This is a genomic window from Aeromonas sp. R7-1 (assembly GCF_040908115.1).
Classification (GTDB): domain Bacteria; phylum Pseudomonadota; class Gammaproteobacteria; order Enterobacterales; family Aeromonadaceae; genus Aeromonas; species Aeromonas caviae.
Genome location: NZ_JBFODD010000038.1, coordinates 57,214 through 80,512 on the forward strand (window position 1 = coordinate 57,214; position 23,299 = coordinate 80,512).

The following is a 23,299-nucleotide window of genomic DNA, read 5'->3' on the forward strand; positions in this document are numbered from 1 at the left end:
ATGAGCCGCCCTTCTGTGTATTGTCTCCTTGGCATCGGCCCCGAGACTGCACAAGCCACCACTCAACTCAGCTTGAGATCATCCTCTTGCTGCGCCTCTCCCCGGGGAGCCAGGCGCAGCAGCCCCAGCGCCGTTGCCAACGGCTGGAGCAGCGCCTCGTACCCGGGGGGTGCTGGCAGCCAGTAGCGAATTGGCCAGCCCGCCTGCAGCAGTTCGGGGGCGCTGCTGCCAAGCTCGCTCAGCGCCAGCATGCAGCCACACTCGCGCATCTTCTCAAGCAGGGTGGCATCCGGTATCAGCGCAGGCAATGCCAGGATCAGCCTCCCCTGTGGCAAGGGGGGAAGGCTCGCCAGCAGAGGGGCCAGCTGGGCAGGCTGATGAAGCCTTACCAGCAAGGTGCCACTGCATGGCTCTTCTGTCAGCCATCGCGCCATCACGGGCCCAAGGACACCACGCTCCTGCATCCAGCCCACGTCACAGGGCTGCTGGCTCACCCGCCAGCGCAGGCTGACCGCCGTCACCGGCACGCCCTGCTCGTCTCTCATCGGCTCGCAGAGGGTCTCCAGGGGGGAAGGGGCTGCCCCCGCCAGCCACTCCCGCAGTTGGTGCAGCTGCCGCTGGGCCATGTGGAGGTCAGCCTTCATCGCACTCTGATACCACACCAGGATGGTCCCCTCACGCTTGGCCTCGTTCAATGCCAATATGGCCTGCTCCAATAGCTCATCGGCATCCTCGCCACCCTCGCACCTGGCCACTCCGAAGCGACACGCCAGATCAAAGCTGCTTTCCCGGGTCACGAACTCAAACTGCAACAGGCTCACCATGACGGCCATGCGGGCATCGAGATCTCCCTCTTCGTCGTCCAGCACCACGGCGAACTCATCGCCCCCCAACCGGTACGCCCGGCCGGGGCATGCCTGACGCAACCGGGCCGCGACCGCCTGCAACAGACGATCACCAACCTGGTATCCGAGCAGATCATTGACCTGCTTGAACCGCTTCAGATCCAGCACCGCCAGCGCCTGGACCCGATCTTGCAGCAGGGATTGCCTGAGCTGCCCCTGCAAGGCCCGACGATTGCCAAGCCGGGTCATGGGATCGAGCAGGGAGAGGCGACGATTCTGCAGATTGGTTCGAATGAGGGCAAAGACCAGCACACAGCCCATCACCAGCAGGATCAACTGCCAGATCTGGATCCAGAACAGGCTCTGGCGCAACTGGTTGAGGGAGGCTTCCCGCTCCTGGCCGGAGAGGATCTGATCCCCAATCTGCTCCACCTGATGGGTCAAGCCGGTCAGCCGGACGAGGGCAAGATCGAGGGCTTTCCCCCTCTTCAGCTCCCCGGACTGCATCTGGGGATCCAGCGCCTTGAGTTCGTCAAAGAGCCGTTCAAGCACCTCCCCCAACCCATGCCTCGCTCGCGCATCAGCAGTCTCGGTACTGATCAGGAACACATCCAGCCGGTTCCACAGCAGGTCGTAATCCAGGCTCAGGGCCGCCATGTCGAGCGCCCCGGCACGGTAGAGGCGCACATCATAGAGAAATCGCTGGGACTCCTGCATTACCTGGCTGATGTTCCAGTGGGTGTTGCGGTAGAACATGTCAACGAGCTGCTCGTGCCGACTCTGCAGCAGCAGCCCCCAGAGGGACGAGAAGAGAAACAGCAGGGAAATGGCTGCAAGCAGCAGGTTATCTCGCTGTCGTCGCGTCACGGGACAACCTCGATGCGGATCACCTGCCAGACCATGTTGTTGTGGATGGCGGACACATCCATGTCGGGATGGGCCGAGAGGGGGACCAGCAGCCAGAGCGGCCCTTTATTGCGACGGGTGAGCGGTTTGTCATCCTGGTAACGCACCAGGGTCAGCGGCACCTTGGCAAACAGGGAGAGATCGACCCGCTGCTGGTAGCCATTGAGTGCGGCGACATCGATGGCGCTGGCACTATCCACCTGCTGCGCCGCCAGCACGCTCTTCAGGGTCGGTCCACGATAGCGGTGGGTGCCGAGGGTCCAGGGCGTCGCCGTCTCGAACTCCACTTGTGGCAAGGCGGCCAACGCCGCCTCATCCAGGGTGATTTCCCGCTTATCCGGCAGGATCAGTTGCAATAGCGAAGAGGAGGAAGCCTGGGTACCGAACGAGAAAAGCACCAGCAGGAGAGAGGCCATCCCGCGCGTTGGAAAGTTCATGACATGTTGTGCCAACTGCATCTTGAAGTTAGGAGCCAGTGTGGCGATTTCAGTGGGTCAATGCAACTGTGTGAAAAATCAATAATTAGGGGCCCCGCATCTCCATCCAGTTATGGCCCTCGACGGAGAGAGGCTGATGCACTCCGCAACTTTGCAGGAGTTCATCTACAAAAGCGGGCACCAGCAAGGAAGCCGGACCATAACGTTTTTCATCGAACTGGCTGCCCACTTCGCTCGGCTCCAGATTGAGCTCCACCGTATGGGCACCGTTCAGGCCGGCCTCATGGACGAATCCGGCGGCAGGGTAGACCGCCCCGGAGGTCCCGATGGAGATGAAGAGATCGCACTGGGCCAGGGCCGAGTAGATGCGGTCAAGCCCGAGGGGCATCTCCCCGAACCAGACCACATGGGGGCGCAGCGGGTGGGGAAACTGGCAGCAGGAACACAGCTCTTCCTGATGGAGATCCCCGCGCCACTCGATCACCTGACCCGAGCCCGGGCAGCGAGCCTTGAGCAACTCGCCGTGCATGTGGATGAGGTTCTTGCTGCCGGCACTCTCGTGCAGGTTGTCGATGTTCTGGGTGACCAGGGTGACGCGCCCCGGCAGCAGGCGCTCCAGACGGGCCAATGCATAGTGGGCCGGATTGGGGTGGATCTCGGCGCGCTGCAACTGATGGCGCCGCGTATTGTAGAAACGTTGTACCAGTTCGGGATCCCGCGCATAGCCTTCAGGGGTGGCCACGTCCTCCACCCTGTGCTCTTCCCACAGGCCATCACAGGCCCGGAAGGTCTTGATACCGGATTCGGCCGAGATGCCGGCACCGGTGAGGATCACGATATGTTTGGCTGACTGCACCATGGTTGTTCTCCTCCAACGGGTAACAGGCTGACCTTAGCACAGGAGCAAGAGGCGGCCCATTCGCCCTTGGTCTTAGGCCGATGGAAGCACAAAGCTCGCCATGGGCGCGAGATCCAGCCTGGCAAAGACCATCTCCCGTCCCGTCACCAGGGTAAGCGGCAACCCGAGCCCCTTGAGCAGGGCCAGCATGGGGCGATTCTGGCCGAGCACTTCCGCCGTCCACTCCCGGATCCCCTCCCCGTATGCCAGCCGCGCAAGCGCCAGCAGGATGCGACGCCCGGCGCCGCGATGCTGAAAATGATCCGCGACGATGCAGGAGAACTCTGCCCTGTCCGGGTGCAGGCGCCGGCGCACGGACTGGGCCATGGCAAGCGGCGCCCCCTGCTCGTCGGTCAGCAGCAATCCTATCTGGGGTTCTCTGGGGTAGTCGAGAAAGAAGGCGATCTGCTCGGTCGTCGCTGGTTGCTTGGCCCGCATGAAGCGCAAATAGACGCTCTGCTCGCTCAGGGCGTCATAGGCCGCGCTTATTCGCTCCGGGTCGCTGCCCGCCAGCTCCTGCAAGCGGCAAGTCAGCCCCCCCACCACCATCGTCATCGGCAGGGCTGCCCGTGAGGCGGGAGCCGTCCAACCCGTCATCCCCTGCCACAAGCGCGTCTCATCGAGCGGCCAGCAAAGATAGCGAGCCATTCACCAGCGCCCTGCCACGCCGCGATCCTGCCACTGGGTGGCATCCTGCAGGTTGAAGGGGTCGTCGAGGTAGAGCGCGATGCCAAGCTCCCGGGAACGCTGGATGAAGCGGGCCAGCAAGGAGTCGGCCGCCATCGCCTCCAGCTCGGGCAGCAGGTGTTGCCCGAGCAGCAGGGATTGCAACGGCAGACGCTCGATGAGATCAAACGGCAGGTGCTGGGCATGATCGAGCAGCAGCGCGAGTCTGGCCCCCGCGAGGCTCGCCTGCAGCACCAGGGCGAAACGGTCCGCCTGGCTCAGCAGGTGATCCCGTCGATGGATGACCAGGGTGAGCTCGCTTGCTTCTCGTCCATGCTGCTCGAGCCAGAGCTTGAGCGGCTCCCAGTGAGGGGAAAGGCCGCTCAGGCTCAGCCAGATCGGCAGCGTGCAGGAGGCCGCATCTGCCAGCAGCCCAAGCTGTCCTCTCGCCTCTCCCTGCCAGCTACGCACGGTGCGCTTGAGCCCGCCCAGCCTGCGCTGACGCTGGGGGCCAAGATAGAGCATCTTGAGCAGACGCAGCAGATCGTCGCTTTGCAGCGGCTTGGCCAGGGCGGCCAGCACGTTGAAACCCGCATCGTGCAGGAGACGCCGGGCGCCGTCTATCAGGGTCTGATCATGAGCGGAGAGCAGGATGATGGGCAGACCGCTGTGGCGATACTGGGGATGGCTCATCAGCAGGCTGATGGCATCCTGCTCCGCCAGGCTGAGATCACAGATAAGCAATCTCACGCCCCCCTCTTCCAGCGCCTTGAGGCACCCTTCGCCATCCTGAACCCAGTGGCAGGGCAACCCCAGTCCCTGGATCTCCTGCTGAATGCAGGCTCCCTGGAAGGGGTGATCTTCGAGCAGCAGGATCTGGCACTGGGCAAGCCAGGCACGCCACCCCTGTTCCCGTGCCTGCAACCCCTCGAGCCAGGGGTCGCTGAGGCGATAGATCCCCTCCCCGGGAGCCAGCAGATGAGGCAGATAGTCGGCCCCCTGATGAGAGGCAGGATCAAACAGGGCGATGGCCCCGGCGGCAAACAGCCCTTCCCATTGCCAGCCGGCATCGGGTCGGGTGCGGTGCAGATTGGCATAGGCCGGCAGGCCCGCCCCCTTGACCGCCTGATGGGAGACGGCGTCCAGGGCATAGACGCTGACCGGGTAAAACGTTGGCTCCTGGCTGTCATCAGACTCCAGCAAGGCCATCAACTCTTCATCTGTGATGATCATGTCATGCTCTCTCGCCCAGTTGTCGGCAGACCTCTTCCACGCACTGCCTCAAGGCGGCTCCAAGGGGATGTCCGGGGGCCTCCTGCCAACGGTCGATCACCTCTACCAGGGGGGTAGCCCCCACCATTTTGGCGGCCCCCTTCATCTTGTGTAAAGCCGTATTGAGGGCCTTCTCGTCCCCTTGTGTGACACACCGCTCAATGTCGGCCAGATCCTGGTGAACCGATGCCAGATAGATGTCAACGAGGGCCGGGCTGAGGGACACGGGCAGGGAAAGGGCTGCCGTTGGCTGCGGTGCCTTCCCCCCGTCATGGGGGCCAAAGACGGTACGAAGCAGTACGGCCAGATCCCTGAGCAAGACGGGTTTGTCCAGATGGCCCTGACAGCCGCACTCCGCCAGTCGCTGCGCCGCCTGCTCGCTGAGATCGGCGGTGATGACGTAGACGGGCAGATGCTGCCAGCGTTCATCGGCGTGCAATTGCCTGCAGAGCTCGGCGCCGTCCATCACCGGCATCTGCAGGTCCGTCAGCACCAGATCCACCGACTCCGATTGCAGGATGTCCAGTGCCAGACGGCCATTGGCCGCACTCAATACCCGGGCACCCAGCTGACCCAGCTGCATGCTGATCAGCATTCTGTTCACCTCATGATCTTCCACCAGCAGCACCCGCCTGCCTGCCCCCGGCAGGTCCGTGATCTCCTCGGCGCCACGGACGAGTCTGGGTTGCAGCAGGCTGACCACGGAGCCCGGGATCCAGGGTTCCCCCTGCCAGTACCAGGCGCGCAAGCCCCCATCGTCCTGCATGGCCCCAAGGCAAGGTGCAGCCGGGTCCTCGGCCACGCCAAACGCTGCGAGCCAGGCCCGCATATATTCAAGTTCCCCGGGCAACAGTTGCAGTGAGACCGTCTTGACGCGCGGTTGCCAGGGCGCCTTCTCCTGCGCATGTCTGAGGGGCAAGGAACAGAGGAAACGGCTGCCCCCGCGAGCCAGAGGTTCGACCCGGATCTCGCCCCCCATCTGTTCCATCAGCTGGCGGCAGATGGCCAGCCCAAGCCCGGTCCCCTGGGCTCTGGGCTGGCCAGGCTCCTCCCCTTGCTCAAAGGGCTGGAACAACCGGGGCAACAGCTCGGCACTGATCCCGGGCCCCTCGTCATCCACCCCGCACAAAATCCACTCCCCTTGACGCCGGGCCCAGAGTACCACCTCTCCCCGCTCGCTGAACTTGATGGCGTTGGAGAGCAGATTGTGCAGCACCTGTTGCACCCGGTGGGGATCGAGTTCCATCAAGGCGGGCAGCGCCGGGTCGAGCGCCAGGCGCAGTTGCAGATGGCGGGATCGCGCCTTGGACCAGTGCACCGCCGCCACATGCTCGCACAGCTCCACCAGATCCGTGGGCTGCACGGAGAGGCGCAACTGACGCGTCTCGTTGCGGCTGAAGTCGAGCACGTCGTTGAGCAGTCCGAGCAGTTCATTGCCCGCCTGCCTGACATGGGCCAGAACCGAGGCCTGCTCTGCATTGAGTTCGGTCTGCTCGAGCCACTCCAGCAGGCCGAGCATGGCGTTCATGGGGGTGCGGATCTCGTGGCTCACGGCGGCCAGAAAGCGCCCCTTGGCAAGCACGGCCTGCTGGGCCTGCTCGTGGGAAAGTTGCAGGGAGTGCTCCTGCTCCACCCTGGCCGTCACATCCTGCACCACCCCGTAGATCCGCCACCCCTCTCCCTGACGGCGCCCCCTGCCGGAAAATTGCAGCCAGCGGGTTCCCTTGGCGGGGTGCTGATAGCGCAGCAGATGGGAGAACGGTCGTCCGGCTTGCAGCATGGCCAGCATGGGGGCTCGCATCTCGCGCCTGTCCTGATGGGAGATGCGGGTCAAGGTCTCGTTGGGATTGACCCGGATCTGCTGGCTCGCCAGCCCCAGCAGCTCGTGACTGCCCCGGCTCACAAACTCCACCCGGGTGATGGCTCCCCCCAGCAGGGTGAATTGCAACACCACACCGGGCACCGTATTGGTGAGGGCGCGCAGGCGCCGCTCCGCCTGACGCAGCAGGCGGGTACGCTCGCGCAGAGCGCTGATGTCGGAGAGGGCGATAAGATCCCCTGCCGGTGCCTGGGGCCCCAGTCGCAAGGGGATCTGGGCATAGGAGTAGACCTGCTCGTGCAGCGCCAGCTCCCCTTCGGCGCCCTGCAACTGTGGCGCGGGCAGCACCAGATCGGCGGCGTAGCGCGCCTCCATGCGCTTGGCCCGCTTGTTGCGCTTGATCACCTCCCCCTTGTCATTGCGCAAGAACACGGGAACGGGGAGCGCCTGGAAGAGAGACTCCCTGAACTTGCTTTCCAGCGCCAGCGCCTGCTCTACCTTGTGACGCTCGCGGGCCTCCTGGGCCAGTTGCTGGCGGGATCGCCAGACTGACCAGATCACCGCCATGCTGATCAGCAGTGCCAGCAACACGGAGCCGAGCCAGAAACCGTAGCTGACGCCCTCCTGCTGGTTCACCACCAGGCGGCGCCAGCGTTGCACCAGATCGTCCACCTGCCGATCATTGAGGGTCATCAGGCTCTGATCCAGCACCCCTGCCAGGCTGGTCTGTTCCGGCCGGATGGCAAAACCGAGGCCGAAACGCTCCGGCAATTCGGTGATGGTCAGCTCGCTCAACTGGTTGTTTCGAATGGGATATTGGAGCTGGTACAACTCCGCCAGCATGGCCTGGGCATCCCCATGCCGCACCGCCGCCAATCCCTGCAGCAGGTTGTCGGTCACCTCCCACTCATGCTGGCCGAACCGGGCAAGCAGGCCGGGATCATAGAGCATTCTCGGGACCACCACCTTGCCACTGACGTCCGCGAGGGAGACAGGCCCCCTCTTGCTGCGACTGACCAGGGCATAGCGGCTGGTCGCCACCATCCTGGTGAAGTCGAACTCCTTGTTCAAGGCGGCGGACTCCATCAGTCCGACCATCATGGCGGCATCGCCACTGCGCAGCAATGCCAACGCCTCCTCCCGGCTGGCGGCGGGCACCAGCTCGAAGCGCAGTCCCGTCTGCCGACTCACTTCCCTCAAAACGTCCGCACTCCAGCCAATGAGCTCTCCCTGCTGGTTGACGCCGCTGTATGGCATGAAACCGGGATCCGCCACCATCTTGATGGTGTGGGCCTTGCCGACCAGCCAGGCCTGCTCCTTGTCGGTAAAATGCAGGGGATTCACATCCTGCTCACCCTGAGGCAGATACTTGCCCAGATCCCGGTAGAGACTGCCCGGCGGCAAATAGCGGATGGCCGTATCCACCAGCTCCAGCAACTCGGGCTGGTTGCGCATCATCAGCCGGTAGCTGATGACCAGATCGTCGCTGCGAAGACGGCGAAGCCGCAGCCCTTCATCCGGGTACTCCCGCATCAGGTAGCGCAGTTGCAGATAATCACCGAGATAGGCGCTGCCCTTGCCGGCCACCAGGGCACCATACCAGTTCTCGGCATCGGTCAGCAGTTGCAGGGATGAACCAGGATAGAGACGCTTCAGGGTCTCCTGGGCCTGCCAGATGGGTGACACCAGAAACTGCGCCTGATCGAGCTCACCCCGATAGAGGATGGCAGACTCCGCTTCCAGCATGGCGCGGCTCAGGACGGTATCGCTCGAGTTCGACCGGGCAGACCCGACGTGAGGAATGAGATCGCAGCGCCCGTTCAGCAGATCCTGCGTCACAGCAGCCCAGCTCGGCCGCTTCTCGACATGCACCGGTACCGGCAACAGCTCTGCCAACCGCGTCATGCGATCTATAAGCAGGCCCCCCTCCGCCTCCAGATAGGGAGGACGTTGCAGGGCCGGGTAACAGAAGGTCAGTCCGGTGAGCGAATCGGCATAAGCCTGGGCATCCGGTGACAGCGGGAGTATGGCGGCACGCAGTGGCAAAGCCAGCAGCGCGCCGGACAACAGAAGGATTTTTATCATCGGAATGGAAAAGCCAGGCGATTGCCTGGCTTTTTGTCACTCGTTGGGTTCAACATTTTCTACCCTGGCCTTGAGCTTCTGGCCGGGCCGGAAAGTCACCACGCGACGGGCGCTGATGGGTATATCCTCCCCCGTCTTGGGGTTGCGTCCGGGACGCTGGTTCTTCTCGCGAAGATCGAAGTTACCGAAGCCGGAAATCTTGACCTGTTCGCCACGCTCGAGCGCCTGTCTGATCTCCTCAAAGAAGGCTTCCACCATATCTTTGGCTTCACGCTTGCTCATCCCGAGCTGGGTGAACAGGTGCTCTGCAATGTCGGCTTTGGTAAGCGCCATAGATCAATCCCTCAAGGATGCATTCAACTCTTCACCGAGGGCCCGCACGACATTGTCCACGGTCTCGGCGATCTCTTTCTCCTCCAGGGTGCGCTGGGTGTCTTGCAACACCAGGCTGATGGCCAGGCTCTTCTTGTCCTCTGCCATACCAGCGCCCTGGTATACGTCGAACAAGTTTATTCCAACTAACTGATTTCCGCCAACTTTTTTAATTACTGCCAGAACGTCGCCTGCCAGGATCTGTCTGTCAACCACCACGGCGATGTCGCGACGGTTGGCCGGGAACTTGGATACTTCGGCAGCAACCGGCACCTTGGCCGGCGTCAGTTTGTCCAGCTCCAGCTCGAACATGACAGCGCGGCTCTTGAGCCCCAGCTTCTTCTCGAGGCTCGGATGGATCACGCCGATGTGGCCGATCACGACGCCATTGCGCAGAATGGCTGCGCTCTGGCCCGGATGCAGGGCACTGTGCTCGGTGCGCTCGAAGGTGAAGGTAGCCCCTTCTGCAGTCAGATCCAGTACCGCTTCCAGGTCACCCTTCAGATCGAAGAAGTCGACGGGACGGGCCTTGACATCCCAGTGCTCGTCCCCCTGGTTGCCGGTGATGATGCCGGCCAGCATGGGCTCCTGACGGATGCCGTTCTCGGCATTCTCGTCCTTGATGAAACGCAGGCCCTGCTCGAACAGGCGCACGCGCGGCTGCTGACGGTTCTGGTTGTAGACCACCGCCTGCACCAGACCCGGGAACAGAGAGACGCGCATGGCGGACATCTCGACGGAGATCGGGTTCGGCAGCACGATGGCATCGCTCTGCGGGAACAGGGTCTGCTGAGCCTTGGGATCAACGAAGCTGTAGGTGATCGCTTCCTGGAAACCGCGGTCAACCAGCAGGTCGCGCACGCGCTTCAAGGTTACCTGCCCTTCTGCCTGCTCTACCATCGCGAGGGATGCGGCGGGTTTGAGGTTCGGGATGTTGTTGTAGCCGTAGATACGGGCCACTTCCTCGATGAGGTCTTCCTCGATGGCGATGTCGAAACGCCAGGAGGGAGCCAGCGCGGTCCAGCCGTCAGTATCCACGGTTACCTGCATGCCCAGACGAGTCAGAATTTCGACCACCTGCGCATCCGCCACGCTGATGCCGATCACCTTGTCGAGCTTGGTGCGACGCAGCTTGATGGGGGCAGCCTTGGGCAGATGGGTATCGGATTTGACTTCGATGACCGGACCCGCTTCACCACCGCAGATGTCCAGCAGCAGACGGGTGGCACGATCCATCACCTTGGCCTGCAGCTCGGGATCCACCCCGCGCTCGAAGCGGTGGGAAGAATCGGTATGCAGACCGTAGGCACGGGCACGGCCGGTGATGGAGAGCGGCGCGAAGAAGGCGCACTCCAGCAGGATGTCGGTGGTGGTCTCGGAGACACCGGTGCGATCGCCGCCGAAGATGCCGGCCATGCAGGCAGGGCCTTTGGCGTCGGCAATCACGAGCGTGGTCTCTTTGAGCTTCACCTCGTTGCCATCGAGCAGAGTCATGGGCTCGTCGGCACGGGCGCGGCGCACCACCAGTTCCCCTTCAAGCGTCGCCAGGTCGAAGGCGTGCATCGGCTGGCCGTATTCCAGCAGCAGGTAGTTGGTGATGTCGACGATGGCGTCGATGGAGCGGATGCCGCCACGGCGCAGCTTCTCCTGCATCCAGAGCGGGCTCTGGGCGTGCAGGTTCAGCCCCTTGATGACACGACCGAGATAACGGGGGCAATCCGCCGGCGCTTCAACCCGGATCGGGAAGGTGGCATCACAGGTGGCAGCAGCCGGCGCCCAGGTCGGCTCGACCACGTCCACGCTGTTGAGCACGCCGATTTCACGGGCCAGACCCGCGATGCCGAGGCAATCGGCACGGTTCGGGGTCAGATCCACATCGATGCTGACGTCGTTGAGCGCGAGGTATTCACGGATATCGGTCCCGATGGGGGCATCCAGCGGCAGCTCGATGATGCCATCAGCCTCGACGTCGATGCCCAGCTCGCTGAAGGAACAGAGCATGCCGTGGGACGGCTGGCCGCGCAGCTTGGCTTTCTTGATGGTGAAATCACCCGGCAGGGTCGCCCCGACCTTGGCCACGCACACTTTCAGGCCTTGGCGGCAGTTCGGCGCACCGCAGACGATGTCCAGCAGCTCGGCCTCGCCCACGTTGACCTTGGTCACCCGCAGCTTGTCGGCGTCCGGGTGCTGGGCGCACTCGACCACTTCACCCACCACCACATTGTTGAACTGGCCGGCCACCGCTTCCACGGCGTCCACTTCCAGACCGGCCATGGTGATCTGCTCGGCCAGTGCATTGTCACTCAACTCGGTGCGGACCCACTCCATCACCCAGGATTTACTGAATTTCATGTTCTCTCGCCCTTACTTGAACTGCTTGAGGAAGCGCAGGTCGTTTTCGAAGAAGGCACGCAGGTCGTTGACCCCGTAACGCAGCATGGTCAGGCGCTCAACGCCCATGCCGAAGGCAAAGCCGGAGTATTTTTCCGGATCGATGCCGACCGAACGCAGCACGTTCGGGTGCACCATGCCGCAGCCCAGCACTTCCAGCCACTTGCCGTTCTTGCCCATCACGTCCACTTCGGCGCTCGGCTCGGTGAACGGGAAATAGGAAGGACGGAAGCGAATGGTCAAGTCTTCCTCGAAGTAGTTGCGCAGGAAGTCGTGCAGGATGCCTTTCAGCTCGGTGAAGCTGGCATGCTCGTCGACCAGCAGGCCTTCGACCTGGTGGAACATCGGGGTGTGGGTCATGTCGTAGTCGTTACGATAGACGCGGCCCGGCGCGATGATGCGGATCGGCGGCTGCTGATGTTCCATTGTGCGGATCTGCACACCGGAGGTGTGGGTACGCAGCATCAGATCAGGATTGAAGTAGAAGGTGTCGTGATCGGTACGCGCCGGGTGGTGAGCCGGGATATTCAGCGCATCGAAGTTGTGGAAGCCATCTTCAATCTCGGGACCACGGGCAACCTTGAAGCCCATCTCGCCAAACAGGCGCTCGATGCGCTCGATGGTACGGGTCACCGGGTGCAGACCGCCATTCTCGATGCGGCGGCCCGGCAGGCTGACGTCGATGGTCTCGGCGGCCAGCTTCTGGTTCAGCACGGCGACTTCGAGGGCTTCACGACGCGCGTTCAGGGCATCCTGAACCTGCTGTTTGGCCTGGTTGATCACGGCGCCCGCGGCGGGACGCTCTTCAGCGGACAGGGCGCCCAGGCCCTTCATCTGCTCGGTAAAAAAGCCCTTTTTACCCAGATATTTGACCCGGATTTCGTCGAGGGCGGCGATGTCGCTTACGCCCTCAATTTCGGCCTTGGCCTGGCCGACTACTTCTTCAAGCTGTTGCATGTCTTCCTCGTCACCACTCCCGGAACAGGAGCCTTTAGGCTAAATAAGGTCAAGAGGGGAATAATACAAAAAAAGCCCCTTGGCTGACCATAGTTATGACGGGCTTTTCTCCCTGCAAATCATTTTGTTATATGGAGAAAGCCACAAGCCAGGTGCAACAGGATTGAGACAAGCGTCGTTTGTTCTAGTTTGTTGGCATATGGAAGGATAAAGCATTCATGAACGTGGCATGCTACCTGCCAACGCTCAAAAATTAGCAACAAAAAAGGAGGCCTGAGCCCCCTTTTCATGTCTAATGAAAACAACAACTTAGATAAATATCAATGAGTTACGAACGACAAGAGGGTACATCAAAAGCCCCGTGGCGACCCTGTTTGGGGCAATTTGTGGACACTTCATCATGCGGCTGGGAGCGGGTTTTCCAGCGGGTTGAAGCGCACCGCATCGCTCAGATAGTCCGGTGCAAAGTGGGCATAGGTCATCGTCTGCTGGATGTTGTGATGGCCCAGAATTTTTTGCAGCGCAAGGATGTTGCCCCCGGACATCATGAAGTGTGATGCAAAAGTGTGCCTGAAGACATGCACCGCCTGCCCTGCTGGCAGATCCGGCGCCACAGTCTTGAGCACGTCCCGCACCAGCAGATAGTCAAGGTCACGGAACAGCGGGCCCCGGTTCACCCCGTTCGTTATCTCTTGGCACAGTTCGGCAGAGATCGGCACGGTGCGGTTCTTGCCATTCTTGGTGTTGATGTAGGTCACCCGGTTGGCCAGCACCTCCTCGCGGCGCAGATTGGCCGCCTCGCTCCAGCGCGCTCCCGTGGCCAGGCAGAGTTTGACCACTTTCAGGTTATCCCCAGATAGCGCCGCCAGCACGTCGCCGATCTCGTCCTGGGTCAGGTAGCCCATCGACCGCTCGACCAGTTTGACCTTCTTCATCTCTTTGAGCGGGTGCTCATGATGGTAATGGCCGAGATCGGTGAGCACCGAGAACACCCCGCCCAGCATCTCCTGCTCGCGGTTCACCGTCTTGGGTTGGCGGCCAGCGTGGAGTCGCTGCGCCCGATACTCGGAGAACAGTGCCCGGGTCACCTGTCTTGCCAACGGGTGGCGCAACGCGGCATCGATATTGTGGAGTTTCTTGCGCACCGCCTCCCCTGCTTTCAGGGTCTGGCCATGGTATCGCCACCAGAGTTCGATCAGCTCGGAGAGCGGCCGGTTGTCTGCCGGGCGATCCACCCACTCTTTGTTGTGCTCGGTGGCGATCACCCAACGCTCGAACTGCTGGGCCTCGGACTTGGTCTTGAAGCGCTTGCGGATCCGCTTGCCTTCCCTCCCCTGCGGACGGATATCGACCAGATACCCCTCGGGCGTGGACTTGATACTCATCGCCCCTCCTTATATAGGAGGGCACTCATCCATCCCCGAGGCCTACACATCGACACAGTAACCAACCACCACACTCTCACTGTTATCACACCTCCATCAAAAACCTGTACTTTTATACAGCATTTGGTGGTGGTTAGCAGTGTTTAACTGGGGACCATGCATACTTATGAGAGCAAGAATGGACAAACATTATGCGGTGAGTTCCTTGGTAGCTGTTCAGCTACAGCTTGCTACGGCGCATAATAGGTGGCGGCAGTGAATATTATGCACCGTTTTGCCGATAGATTCGTTGCCAATGATAGCGTTGTGATGGATGCCCTCTTCCGCCCTCATCACAATTGATAACGTGGCCCAAAAGTTACTTTTTCCGAACCTTATCCTTTAATTGACTTTATTATTTCAGACAGCTTTTCCTGAGGGATTTTCTTTAATATTTCTTCTAATGGACTAGAAGAGTCTTGTTTGTCATAAAGTCTAACTGGGTTATCAGAAAAGTGTTCGACAATGTTGACAAGTAATTTACCATGCATATCTGTCCCTGAATCAGTAGTCTCTTCCTTATACCCCTGATATGCCATAGCTACCGCACATTTATAAGAATAATCTTGCCTTAGTTTACTTGTGTGACTATATTGTCGCCCCGAAAACCACGCTAACCAAACCAAAGGTGTAACTATCATAAGTTTAAATATAATAGCTACCCAAAGTTCATTTAAATCCTTTACTTGAGAAAACTCTTTTTCAATGAAAAAACCTGAAAAAGTAATTGCCACCAATGAAAAAACAAAAACAGATGCCCATGCAACCATAGGTTTTTTTAACCCTTCTGCCATTGTCAAAAAAGACTTTGCCATCCCTTCTCGATTAGCAGCAACAAATACAGAATCAATATTCTTTTTTCTGGTTTCGCAGTACTCATGAACTAGATGAATATCTTTTAAATACTCAGACTGCTTTCTCCTGACATCTTTAAACTCAGTAATAAGCTCTTTAAACTCAGAAATTTTTAGACTAGCCTCTGTCGAGTTTTCAGATAATTTCTCGGAGACTGAAACTAATGTTTGGTTAATAAATGACGTAATATCACTTTTCATTTTAGCTAGAAGATCGCTCGTCTCTGTACTAACCTCTGTCATTACATAATTAACATTAGCTCTATGTTCTGAATTTTTAATGTCATCATTAAACTTATATAGCATGGCTATATGACGTTCCAGAGCATCGCTTCCTATCTCTTTTGAGAGAAAAACGTCTAATAAAGAATCATACCAGTGTATATACGAATAAATTATGTCAAGTGGTAAGCCTACCAATCTATTTTGAATGGTTTTCTGAGGAACCTCAGTTTCAATGGTGTTTTCATGAATTAAATCCTTTATACGCTCGGTAAGTTGCCCTAATATTTTCCTAAAAGACGCTGAGGACTCAACAAGCAGAAAAAAGATAGATTCTTGACGAACACGACCTGATGACAGAACATTTCTGGAGCTAGATCTATTGCTATCGACTAATAGCTCAATTATATTTTCAACACCAAAATCAACTATTGAAAGGGTTTTTTGCCTTATACTATGCAGTATTCTTCTATCTATTGTGGTATCATCTTTATTACTTCTCTTACTATGTAACCTCAATAATGAAATTACGTCATACCTAACCAGCATAAGAATATCTTCTGACATATTTAGCATTCCTAAAAATACTTATTCAGTCTTATTTTATAGAATTCAATGATTTATTTAATAATGCAAATCATGAGTTACTATTTTTCACTTGGCATAAGCCTACTCATACCCATGACAAACAGGGCGCATTAGCGCCCTGTCTGTCTTTTTCTATATGATCTGTGTTCTACCATCACGCCAATGATCTGGATGTGCTGCCGGTCGGAGTGCATGGTGGGAAAATCGTCATTGAGGGGGACCAGTTCAAACACCTCTTGCCCGCTCTCGTCGATGCCGCGGGGCCGGTACTTCTTGAAGGTGGCTTCTTCGCTGCCGTTCCTGGCCACGACGAAATCCCCTGGTTGGGGCGCTTCGTCGGGGTCAACGATGATGAGGTCGCCTTCTTTAAAGAAGGGTTCCATCGACTGGCCACGCAACCAGAGGCCAAAACCACAAGGGCCGACATCCACCCCCGCCGTCACATACTCGACGTTGCCATCGAAGGCCGTGGCCTGTTCACACATCTCGTGCCAGTGGCCGGCTTGAACATAGCTCAGCACAGGCACGCGCGTACCTTGCGGGATCACGGCCGGTTCGACGTTGTGATATCCGGCGACTTGCTGCTCTCCTGATGACGCAGGAGCATCCCCCTCCCCCGTCAAGAGCCAGTCAACAGTGACCCCCAACGCAGCAGCTAACTCATTGAGATAGCGACCATTAGGCGTGTTCTCTCCCCGCTCCCATTGACTGATGGAAACGCGTGATACACCGACTCGTGAGCCGAGAATTTCTTGGCTATATCCGAGTCTCTTCCGTGTCTGTTTGATGCGTTCATTTATTTTCATGTAAGCAATCTTACAAGTTGCTTTCGTAGGATTTCTTGTCTTTTTTGTAAGTTTTTCCTTGCAATCTTGATTCACCTAGCTTTACATTTGCTTTCGAAAGTAAACCTTACAAGGTGATGAAAATGAAGAAACAAGATGCAATTGACCACTTTGGTGGGGCTGCAAAATTGGCCCAAGCGCTGGGCTGTAAGCCACAAGCCATTTCTCAATGGCGTGACCATGTTCCACAAGGCCGTGCCTACCAGATCGAGGTGCTGACCGGCGGCAAATTGAAAGCCGGCGCGCACAGCACCCCGCAACAACCCACCCCCTGTGTTTGAACCCCCTGAGAAGGATTCACCATGGTTACTCGAATCAAACCCATCCGTATCCCCAGCGATGTGAGCCAGTTGCCGCTTGATTACCCCTTTGGCAATCGCGTCAGCGAAAGCCTGGAGGAGTACGCCAAGCGTCAGGGCTTAACGATTGGGGCCGTTAAAAAGCGCGCCGACCGCGGCCAGTTGCCCATCTTGCAAGACGGCCCGGGCGCACCTCGCGAGGTCAACCTTTACGCCCTGTTCCTGCAGGCCCGTTATCAGGCCGAGCGCTACGTCACCATGACGCTCGCGTGAATCTGCCAACACCATAACGGGTCAAGGAGACGCTCGCATGTTTACCGAATACGCCAGCAAACATCCGCACTGGATCAGCGCCTGCCAACGCTTTGCCGCCAGTCACAACATGGCCGAGATAGCCCAGCGGGCTGGCATGAATCCGCAGCTCCTGCGCAACAAGTTAAACCCCGATCAGCCCCATGAACTGACAGTGGCCGAGCTGATTGCCATCACCCAGGCGAGTGAGGGCGATGAAACCCTGTTCGATGGCGCCCTGTTTGGCTGTGGCTTGACGGCCGTTGCCATTCCCCAGGCAGAACGGGCCCCTTCCCTGCCCCATCAGGCCATCGATCTGAACGCCAAGATTGCCAGCATTGGCCAACGCGCGCTGGAGCTGACCGACCGCGGCCGGATCACCCGCTCGGAGCGCAACACCCTGGTGAGCGTGGCCACCTCGGCAATGGGATCGCTCGCCATCTTGATCCACGACATCGAGGCCCGCTTTCAGGCGGTGCCCGCCCTGGCCTGCGCATCAGACATCCTGATGCAGGCCGCGACCATGTGAAGGGGAAACCACCATGCAACGCATCGAACATGAACAACGCAATTTGGCGGGCCTAACGCCCACCGAACAGATCGCCATGAACACCGCCGGCTGCCTGCTGTTGCGCGAGCTGTTCAGCAAGACACGCTCAAGTCTGGATACCGACTGGCTGGCACTGAGCCAGACCAAGAAAGCGGCCATCTGTGCCATTGCCCGCCAGCCGCGGGGCGAACTGATGACAGCCCCCCTGTCAGCCCTACCCCATGCACAGCGTGAGGCGATCAGGCTGGCGGTGATCGCGCTGGAGTATCAGAAAGCCTTTCACGGCGGTTGTGACAGCAAGGTCTGGCATCCGGCACTGAACACCAGATCCATCGGGGATATCGAGAGGGAGAAGAAAGAGAGAGCGGCAAAGCTTCGCTTGAAGCGCGCCGTGCTGGCGGCAAGCCAGATGACCGGGCAAGGCCCGCGCCCAATCGGGCAGTAAAAAGCCCGCATAACGGAGCTGCAACTCCAAGCGGGCCTCTATCAACAACGTATGAGGAAGTCGACATGGCAACTTTAGCGATCCCCTGCGCCCTGCGCAACCTTCGCATCCAGCAACGCAAGCTGACGGGCCGCTATGGCACCCGTCTTAGCCAACACCCTGACGGGATTGCGCTTATGGAACGCACCACCGCACTGGCTTGGGCTTCTCTGTTCAGCCGCATCAATCCCTGCACTCTTTCACAAGGAGCCTGACCATGCACACACAACCAACCCAGATCAACCTGCTCAACCACCATGCGGCCAAGCGCCTGCGCCAGTTGCGGGAGCAGTTGAAAATGAGCCGCCCCAAGTTTGCCGATCAGCTCGGCATTCCGCCCACCACGCTCAAGAACTATGAGCTGGGATACCGCGAGATTGGCGGAGGCCTGTTCCTGCTGATCGCCAATCACCCGGATCTGAAACATCACTGCGACTGGCTGCTGACCGGCATCGCCACGCCGGAGGTGCAGGCATGAACCGGATCTTTCATCACATATCAGAACAGGAGGCACTGGCCCGGGCGGCAGAACTGCCCCTTAACTTCGCCAGATTAACCCGTGTGCGTTTGCGCGGGTCCGAAGGGCGCAACCTGCGTGCCCAGGGCAAAACCAGCCAAGGCTGGCACCAGCTCTTTGTCACCTTGAACCGGAGGGCCTGCCCATGAGCGACGCCATCAAGATTGCCCGTCAGGCCCCCAAGCTCGTCGAAGGGCTGCTGGCCGACATGCTCGCAGCCAATGCCGAAGATAACCGCATCGCCCTGGGCGGGATTTACTCCGGCCAGCAATACATCCAGCTCCAATTGGTCGCTACCTGCAATCCGGCTGCCCTGCTGGATGACGACAGCGGTGAGGACGATGACGAAGAGGGGCCAGCCATGGCCCCGACTCATGGCCCGCTGGTCACTCACTGGCTGGCAGCCCGCGCCGAGTTTATCGCCGCCGGTGGTGAAGCCCGGGGGGATAGAGACATCGCCCGGGAGCTGCTGGCACTCGGGGCCGTGCGATCCGTCTATTGGCTGGCGTTGGGTCAGGGTGAAACCGCCCTGGCCCGGGAGATTGGCGACTGGTGGCGCGAGTGCGCCCCGCTGCACGGACAAGGTGAGGTGATCCAGTGACCCATCACCTGCAACAGGAGCTGACCAGCCTGATGCACCGCTGGCAAGAGACCTATCGGGAAGACGCAGCTCGGCTGCGTCTTTATCAACGGGAGCTGGCCAATGCGCGCCGGCTGCCTGCCCGACCCCGGGCCAGTATCACGCTACTGCTGCGCCAGTGTGCGGCAGCCCGCCGCATGAAAGCCCATGCGCAGCAGCGCATCCAGGGCTGCCAATCCCGCATCAGCTTGTTATCTGGTACCGCCATCCAATGAGTCGAACAACCACCCGGCTGCCGCTGTCGAAAAGGACACTGCGGCAGCGCATCGATACCCTTTCCAATGCTCTGCCCGGCGTCAATCTTGACGCCGCTTTCGTTGGCGTACCCGGCCAATCTGATCTGGCGTGGGCCGTGCAAGTTCTCGATGGCCTCTCCCCCCAGCTCAGCCTGACCCTGTTCAAGCAGTACGTACGCCGCCGCAAGGATGGCAGCACCCGCCATGCCCGCAATGCCAATATCTGGCTTCGCGAGCGGACCAAGTTGGTGCGCAGCCTTATCCAGGCCCTGCCAGTGGACCCGCAGGCGCTGCGCGATGAAGAGAGCCGCAAGCGAGTGGCGCATCAGTTTGCCAACCAGACGGCTGCCATCTGGCACAACATCGAGCAGGGCATCAAAGCCGGCGATGAGCCGGATCTGCTATTGACCTGGGAAGCCATCCGCCAGCCTGCCGACCAGTGGGACTTTATTGGGGAGTTGCCCGAATTTAAAACCGAGGAGGTGCGTGATAACTGGATCCTGAGCGTGATGGTGCGCCTGCTCTCTGCCAAGTGGTGGGAAAAGCGGATCAACCGCATCTGGGACCGACTGCAGGAGCACATCAACATCGTGCTCGGCAAGGTGCGCAAGGGGGTATCGGCGTATGTGTCGAACGCCACCATGAAGGTGGTGCGCGAGCGCAAGCGCGCCATGATGCGCTGGTTGGCCGAGTCGGAAGTGATGAACACCCAGCATGACCTGGTGATCTCGATGAAGGATTGTTGGGAGGCCAGCAACGCCAACCCGGTCAACCGCCGCAACGAGATGATGGTGCGGATGCGCGGCTTTGAGGATTACGCCGAAGAGCAAGGGCATGTGGGGGTCTTCTTCACCTGGACGGCACCTTCCCGCTTTCATGCCTGGACACAGAAACACGACGGCAAGACCGTAGAGAACAAACGCTATGAAGGGGCAACGCCGCGGGAAACCTGCGCCTATCTGGCCAAGCTATGGAGCCTGACCCGGGCAGCTCTCAAGCGGGCAGATACCCCCGTCTACGGCTTTCGGGTGTGCGAACCACATCACGATGGCACCCCGCACTGGCACATGCTGCTCTTTATGCGCCCTGCCAACAAATGGCGGGTGATCAGCACCCTGCAACGTTATGCCCTCACCGATGATCATCAGGAGTTGGTGCGCGATATCCAGGGGCGCCCGCCCTTCACAGACATCACTCCACGCTTTGACTGGAAAGAGATAGACCCGGCCAAGGGCGATGCCACCGGCTACATCGCCGCCTATATTGCCAAGAACATCGACGGTGAGCATGTGGATGGTGATCAGGAGTCTGATACCCCGGCTGATCAAGGGGCCCAGCATGCATGCGCTTGGGCCAGTTGGTGGGGGATCCGCACCTTTCAGCAGATCGGCGGCGCCCCTGTCGGGGTCTGGCGCGAACTGCGCCGCATCAGCAACGCCAAGAAGCACGGCGATCTGGTGGGCCCACCCAAGCCCGTGCTGCAAGACCCGCGCTTTGAGGCCGCCCGCTTTGCCGCGGATAACGGCATCTTCCGCTGCTACCTGCAGGCCATGGGCGGCGCCCTGGCGACCAGGGCCGAACACCCCATCAAGTTGGCCCACCTCATCGAGGAGCAGGCCAACGCTTACGGCGAAGACATCAAGCGCCTGATGGGCCTGCACACCGCCCGCCTGGGTGTACGCACCCGTTTGACCGGGTGGGAAGTGGTGCCTGCCGGTACCTTCGAGGCCACCAAGGCCGCCGAGGGTTCTGCTTGGGGGATTGGGGTTAAGACGGGCGACAGCCCGGCACCTTGGAGCTCTGACAATAACTGTACGCTCCCGGATCCTGATGCCTTCACAGACCAGATCATGAGGGAACAATGGGGGTTATCGCCCTTCTCCATCGAGCGTTTGCGGGCTGGGGGAAGTGTCAGGTCAGACGGTTACACTCTTTGGCTGGAGAACGGACAGGTACAGTCGAGCCGAGCGCACCCAAGCGAGCCGGATTGGATAGCAGATTGCCAACCGCCAACCGAACAGGACCAGCCGGATGAATACTCGGTACCGGAAGACGATCCGGACTGGCCGATGCTGGTTGAGCTGTGCGGCAAGGTCTACCAAGCACAAGGCCACACCGGGGCGTACCGCTGGATCGAGATGCTGCCTGAGCCCTATCAGTCAGAAATGGGGCGGGTACTGGAAGGGCTGGATGCGCCGCAGTGGCTGCAAGAGCAGGATAACTACAGCGAGGGGTAGGCATGAACGGCAAAATAACCGTCCATCACAAATAATGGATGGTCGGGCGAATACGTCTAGACAATTGATGTATGTTAGTAATATTCTGATTTTAAAGTGAATTTTTTGTGACGATTACAGATGTGATACTGTGTTGTATAGATGTTTACATAAATGGATTAATACCACCCTTCATATAATTAATAACTGTTAGCCGGAGAATATATGAGCATTGAAGGTTTTCTACTTAAGTTGTGTGATGAAATATATCGAGGAGAAGAAAGGGCGCAGGCAGAACGAAAGCGAGAGCGTTTTGGTAACCGGTTCGTTCCAGAGTTTCTACTTATGCGGAAGGATAAAATTAGAGTAGAAATCAGAAAAGAGAATGTGAGCCATAACGTACCACATATCCATATAACTCACTCCGATAAAATTGATGTTTCAATCAGTCTTAACGACTTTTCAGTACTAGCGGGAAATATTGATAGAAAAACCCAAAAGCAGCTTCTTGCCATCCTTACCCCAAAAAAAGATGAACTTAATAAAATATGGATAGAATTGAATGAGAAGGACAACTCGGTTGGTGCTGAAAAGATGATAAGTAATCTGGGCCTATGATCGGTTAACAAATTTCCATCTCGGTTAAATTACTCGTTGTGCGCACTATTCAACGGTGAGCAAAGCGTCATGAACCATTAAGGAGTATTTACGTGCTCGACACCATAAACATGGATTCCAAAGATGTAGTTATGACAATTGCAGTAGTTATAGGACCAATTCTTGCCGTACAAGCTCAAAAATTCATAGAGGCTCTCCAAGAGAAGAGAACACGCAGAATGTCTCTCTTCCAAACCCTGATGTCTACCAGAGCCGAACGCCTCAACCGTGACCATGTGAAAGCTCTAAATATGATTGATATAGAGTTTTATGGCCGAATGTTGCCTCTCATTCGAACTCGTTATCAAACATCTCATGAGCAGGCAGTGACTCACAGTTGGAAAAGCTACAACAGCCATCTAAATCAAAAAAATGAGTATGAGTCGCTTGACCTTTGGGCAAAGAAATCAGACGAGCTATTTACAAATATGCTTTACACAATTGCACAGTGTTTGAACTATGACTATGACAAAGTCCAGCTTCAAAGAGACTGTTATCGTCCAATTGCTCATGGGAATCTTGAAAATACACAGCTAGCCATCCTTGACGGCCTCGACCAAGTTGTAAACAAAGGCCGCCCTTTACCAATGTATGTTGTAAATCTCAATGCCTCCGAGGTACAGCAAACACCTGAAAACCCACCATCGAGATGAAATGAGGGCGCTATTGTGCCCCCAGTCCTATCAATACCAACTGCAGCCCCTCTGGCCTGAGCAACCCCATCAGGCTCAATATCAGCTGGTTGGTGGTCTTGGCTGAGAGGGGCTTAAGGTGTGGGTAAACGACAGACTGGCCACCCAGCGATGACCACACTCTAAATCGTGCTTT

General features: G+C 58.5%; 23 protein-coding genes and 1 pseudogene. 11 read left to right on the forward strand and 13 right to left on the reverse strand.

Translation table 11 applies throughout. The annotated features are described in order from the left end of the window. Positions 1-62: 62 nt before the first annotated feature. From AB5Y51_RS09530 to AB5Y51_RS09585, 12 genes are all read right to left on the reverse strand, one after another. Positions 63-1,712, reverse strand: a complete 1,650-nt coding sequence (locus tag AB5Y51_RS09530) for a GGDEF domain-containing protein (RefSeq protein ID WP_368178337.1) — start codon at positions 1,710-1,712, stop codon at positions 63-65. After that, complete coding sequence (locus AB5Y51_RS09535) at positions 1,709-2,167, reverse strand: hypothetical protein (RefSeq protein ID WP_010674793.1); 459 nt, start codon at positions 2,165-2,167, stop codon at positions 1,709-1,711. Before AB5Y51_RS09535 ends, AB5Y51_RS09530 begins: the two co-directional genes overlap by 4 nt. A 106-nt stretch (positions 2,168-2,273) precedes the next feature. Continuing rightward, complete coding sequence (cobB, locus tag AB5Y51_RS09540; RefSeq protein ID WP_368178338.1) at positions 2,274-3,047, reverse strand: Sir2 family NAD+-dependent deacetylase; 774 nt, start codon at positions 3,045-3,047, stop codon at positions 2,274-2,276. Between the two features lie 72 nt (positions 3,048-3,119). Further along, positions 3,120-3,734, reverse strand: coding sequence for an N-acetyltransferase family protein (locus AB5Y51_RS09545; protein WP_368178339.1), 615 nt, complete (start codon positions 3,732-3,734; stop codon positions 3,120-3,122). Continuing rightward, a complete protein-coding gene (locus AB5Y51_RS09550; RefSeq protein ID WP_323881406.1) occupies positions 3,735-4,985 on the reverse strand; it encodes a response regulator in 1,251 nt (416 codons plus the stop codon). A 1-nt stretch (position 4,986) separates the two neighbouring features. Then, positions 4,987-8,910 (reverse strand): transporter substrate-binding domain-containing protein, encoded by a 3,924-nt coding sequence (locus tag AB5Y51_RS09555; protein WP_368178387.1) that lies wholly within the window; start codon positions 8,908-8,910, stop codon positions 4,987-4,989. Between the two features lie 54 nt (positions 8,911-8,964). Continuing rightward, on the reverse strand, positions 8,965-9,261 hold the full coding sequence (gene ihfA / locus AB5Y51_RS09560; RefSeq protein WP_005300715.1) for an integration host factor subunit alpha: 297 nt from the start codon (positions 9,259-9,261) through the stop codon (positions 8,965-8,967). A gap of 3 nt (positions 9,262-9,264) precedes the next feature. Next, positions 9,265-11,652: a phenylalanine--tRNA ligase subunit beta gene (gene pheT / locus AB5Y51_RS09565; RefSeq protein ID WP_368178340.1), complete on the reverse strand. Its 2,388-nt coding sequence runs from the start codon at positions 11,650-11,652 to the stop codon at positions 9,265-9,267. 12 nt (positions 11,653-11,664) lie between these two features. Then, entirely contained in the window at positions 11,665-12,648 is a 984-nt protein-coding gene (pheS, locus tag AB5Y51_RS09570) for a phenylalanine--tRNA ligase subunit alpha (protein WP_041215128.1), read from the reverse strand. 398 nt (positions 12,649-13,046) lie between these two features. Beyond that, positions 13,047-14,033, reverse strand: coding sequence for a tyrosine-type recombinase/integrase (locus tag AB5Y51_RS09575; protein ID WP_368178341.1), 987 nt, complete (start codon positions 14,031-14,033; stop codon positions 13,047-13,049). Between the two features lie 374 nt (positions 14,034-14,407). Next, positions 14,408-15,715, reverse strand: coding sequence for a hypothetical protein (locus AB5Y51_RS09580; protein WP_368178342.1), 1,308 nt, complete (start codon positions 15,713-15,715; stop codon positions 14,408-14,410). Positions 15,716-15,846: 131 nt separating this feature from the next. After that, positions 15,847-16,542, reverse strand: coding sequence for a LexA family transcriptional regulator (locus tag AB5Y51_RS09585; protein WP_103260158.1), 696 nt, complete (start codon positions 16,540-16,542; stop codon positions 15,847-15,849). A gap of 122 nt (positions 16,543-16,664) precedes the next feature. Here AB5Y51_RS09585 and AB5Y51_RS09590 point away from each other — a divergent pair, with 122 nt between their 5' ends. The 11 genes from AB5Y51_RS09590 (at position 16,665) to AB5Y51_RS09640 (ending at position 23,124) form a co-directional block, all read left to right on the forward strand. After that, on the forward strand, positions 16,665-16,862 hold the full coding sequence (locus AB5Y51_RS09590; protein WP_048207733.1) for a Cro/CI family transcriptional regulator: 198 nt from the start codon (positions 16,665-16,667) through the stop codon (positions 16,860-16,862). Between the two features lie 21 nt (positions 16,863-16,883). Continuing rightward, positions 16,884-17,153, forward strand: coding sequence for a DNA-binding protein (locus AB5Y51_RS09595; RefSeq protein ID WP_103260159.1), 270 nt, complete (start codon positions 16,884-16,886; stop codon positions 17,151-17,153). 37 nt (positions 17,154-17,190) lie between these two features. Next, positions 17,191-17,700 (forward strand): phage regulatory CII family protein, encoded by a 510-nt coding sequence (locus AB5Y51_RS09600; RefSeq protein WP_060389451.1) that lies wholly within the window; start codon positions 17,191-17,193, stop codon positions 17,698-17,700. A 13-nt stretch (positions 17,701-17,713) separates the two neighbouring features. Continuing rightward, positions 17,714-18,166 (forward strand): hypothetical protein, encoded by a 453-nt coding sequence (locus AB5Y51_RS09605; RefSeq protein WP_368178343.1) that lies wholly within the window; start codon positions 17,714-17,716, stop codon positions 18,164-18,166. A 65-nt stretch (positions 18,167-18,231) separates the two neighbouring features. Continuing rightward, positions 18,232-18,420, forward strand: coding sequence for a hypothetical protein (locus tag AB5Y51_RS09610; RefSeq protein ID WP_048207736.1), 189 nt, complete (start codon positions 18,232-18,234; stop codon positions 18,418-18,420). Positions 18,421-18,422: 2 nt separating this feature from the next. After that, positions 18,423-18,683, forward strand: coding sequence for a helix-turn-helix domain-containing protein (locus tag AB5Y51_RS09615; RefSeq protein ID WP_368178344.1), 261 nt, complete (start codon positions 18,423-18,425; stop codon positions 18,681-18,683). 400 nt (positions 18,684-19,083) lie between these two features. Continuing rightward, positions 19,084-19,323 (forward strand): hypothetical protein, encoded by a 240-nt coding sequence (locus tag AB5Y51_RS09620; protein ID WP_223950028.1) that lies wholly within the window; start codon positions 19,084-19,086, stop codon positions 19,321-19,323. Next, a complete protein-coding gene (locus tag AB5Y51_RS09625; RefSeq protein WP_201997606.1) occupies positions 19,320-19,577 on the forward strand; it encodes a hypothetical protein in 258 nt (85 codons plus the stop codon). Before AB5Y51_RS09620 ends, AB5Y51_RS09625 begins: the two co-directional genes overlap by 4 nt. Next, positions 19,574-21,835, forward strand: a complete 2,262-nt coding sequence (locus tag AB5Y51_RS09630; RefSeq protein ID WP_368178345.1) for a replication endonuclease — start codon at positions 19,574-19,576, stop codon at positions 21,833-21,835. Before AB5Y51_RS09625 ends, AB5Y51_RS09630 begins: the two co-directional genes overlap by 4 nt. Before the next feature lie 204 nt (positions 21,836-22,039). Next, positions 22,040-22,432 (forward strand): DUF4160 domain-containing protein, encoded by a 393-nt coding sequence (locus tag AB5Y51_RS09635; protein WP_368178346.1) that lies wholly within the window; start codon positions 22,040-22,042, stop codon positions 22,430-22,432. 92 nt (positions 22,433-22,524) lie between these two features. Continuing rightward, the gene (locus tag AB5Y51_RS09640; protein WP_368178347.1) at positions 22,525-23,124 is read left to right on the forward strand and encodes a DUF6680 family protein; all 600 of its coding nucleotides are present in this window, start codon (positions 22,525-22,527) and stop codon (positions 23,122-23,124) included. 10 nt (positions 23,125-23,134) lie between these two features. Here the strand turns inward: AB5Y51_RS09640 and AB5Y51_RS09645 are convergent. Next, positions 23,135-23,292, reverse strand: a pseudogene (locus AB5Y51_RS09645) (transcriptional regulator); the annotation flags it as partial. Positions 23,293-23,299: the final 7 nt, after the last annotated feature.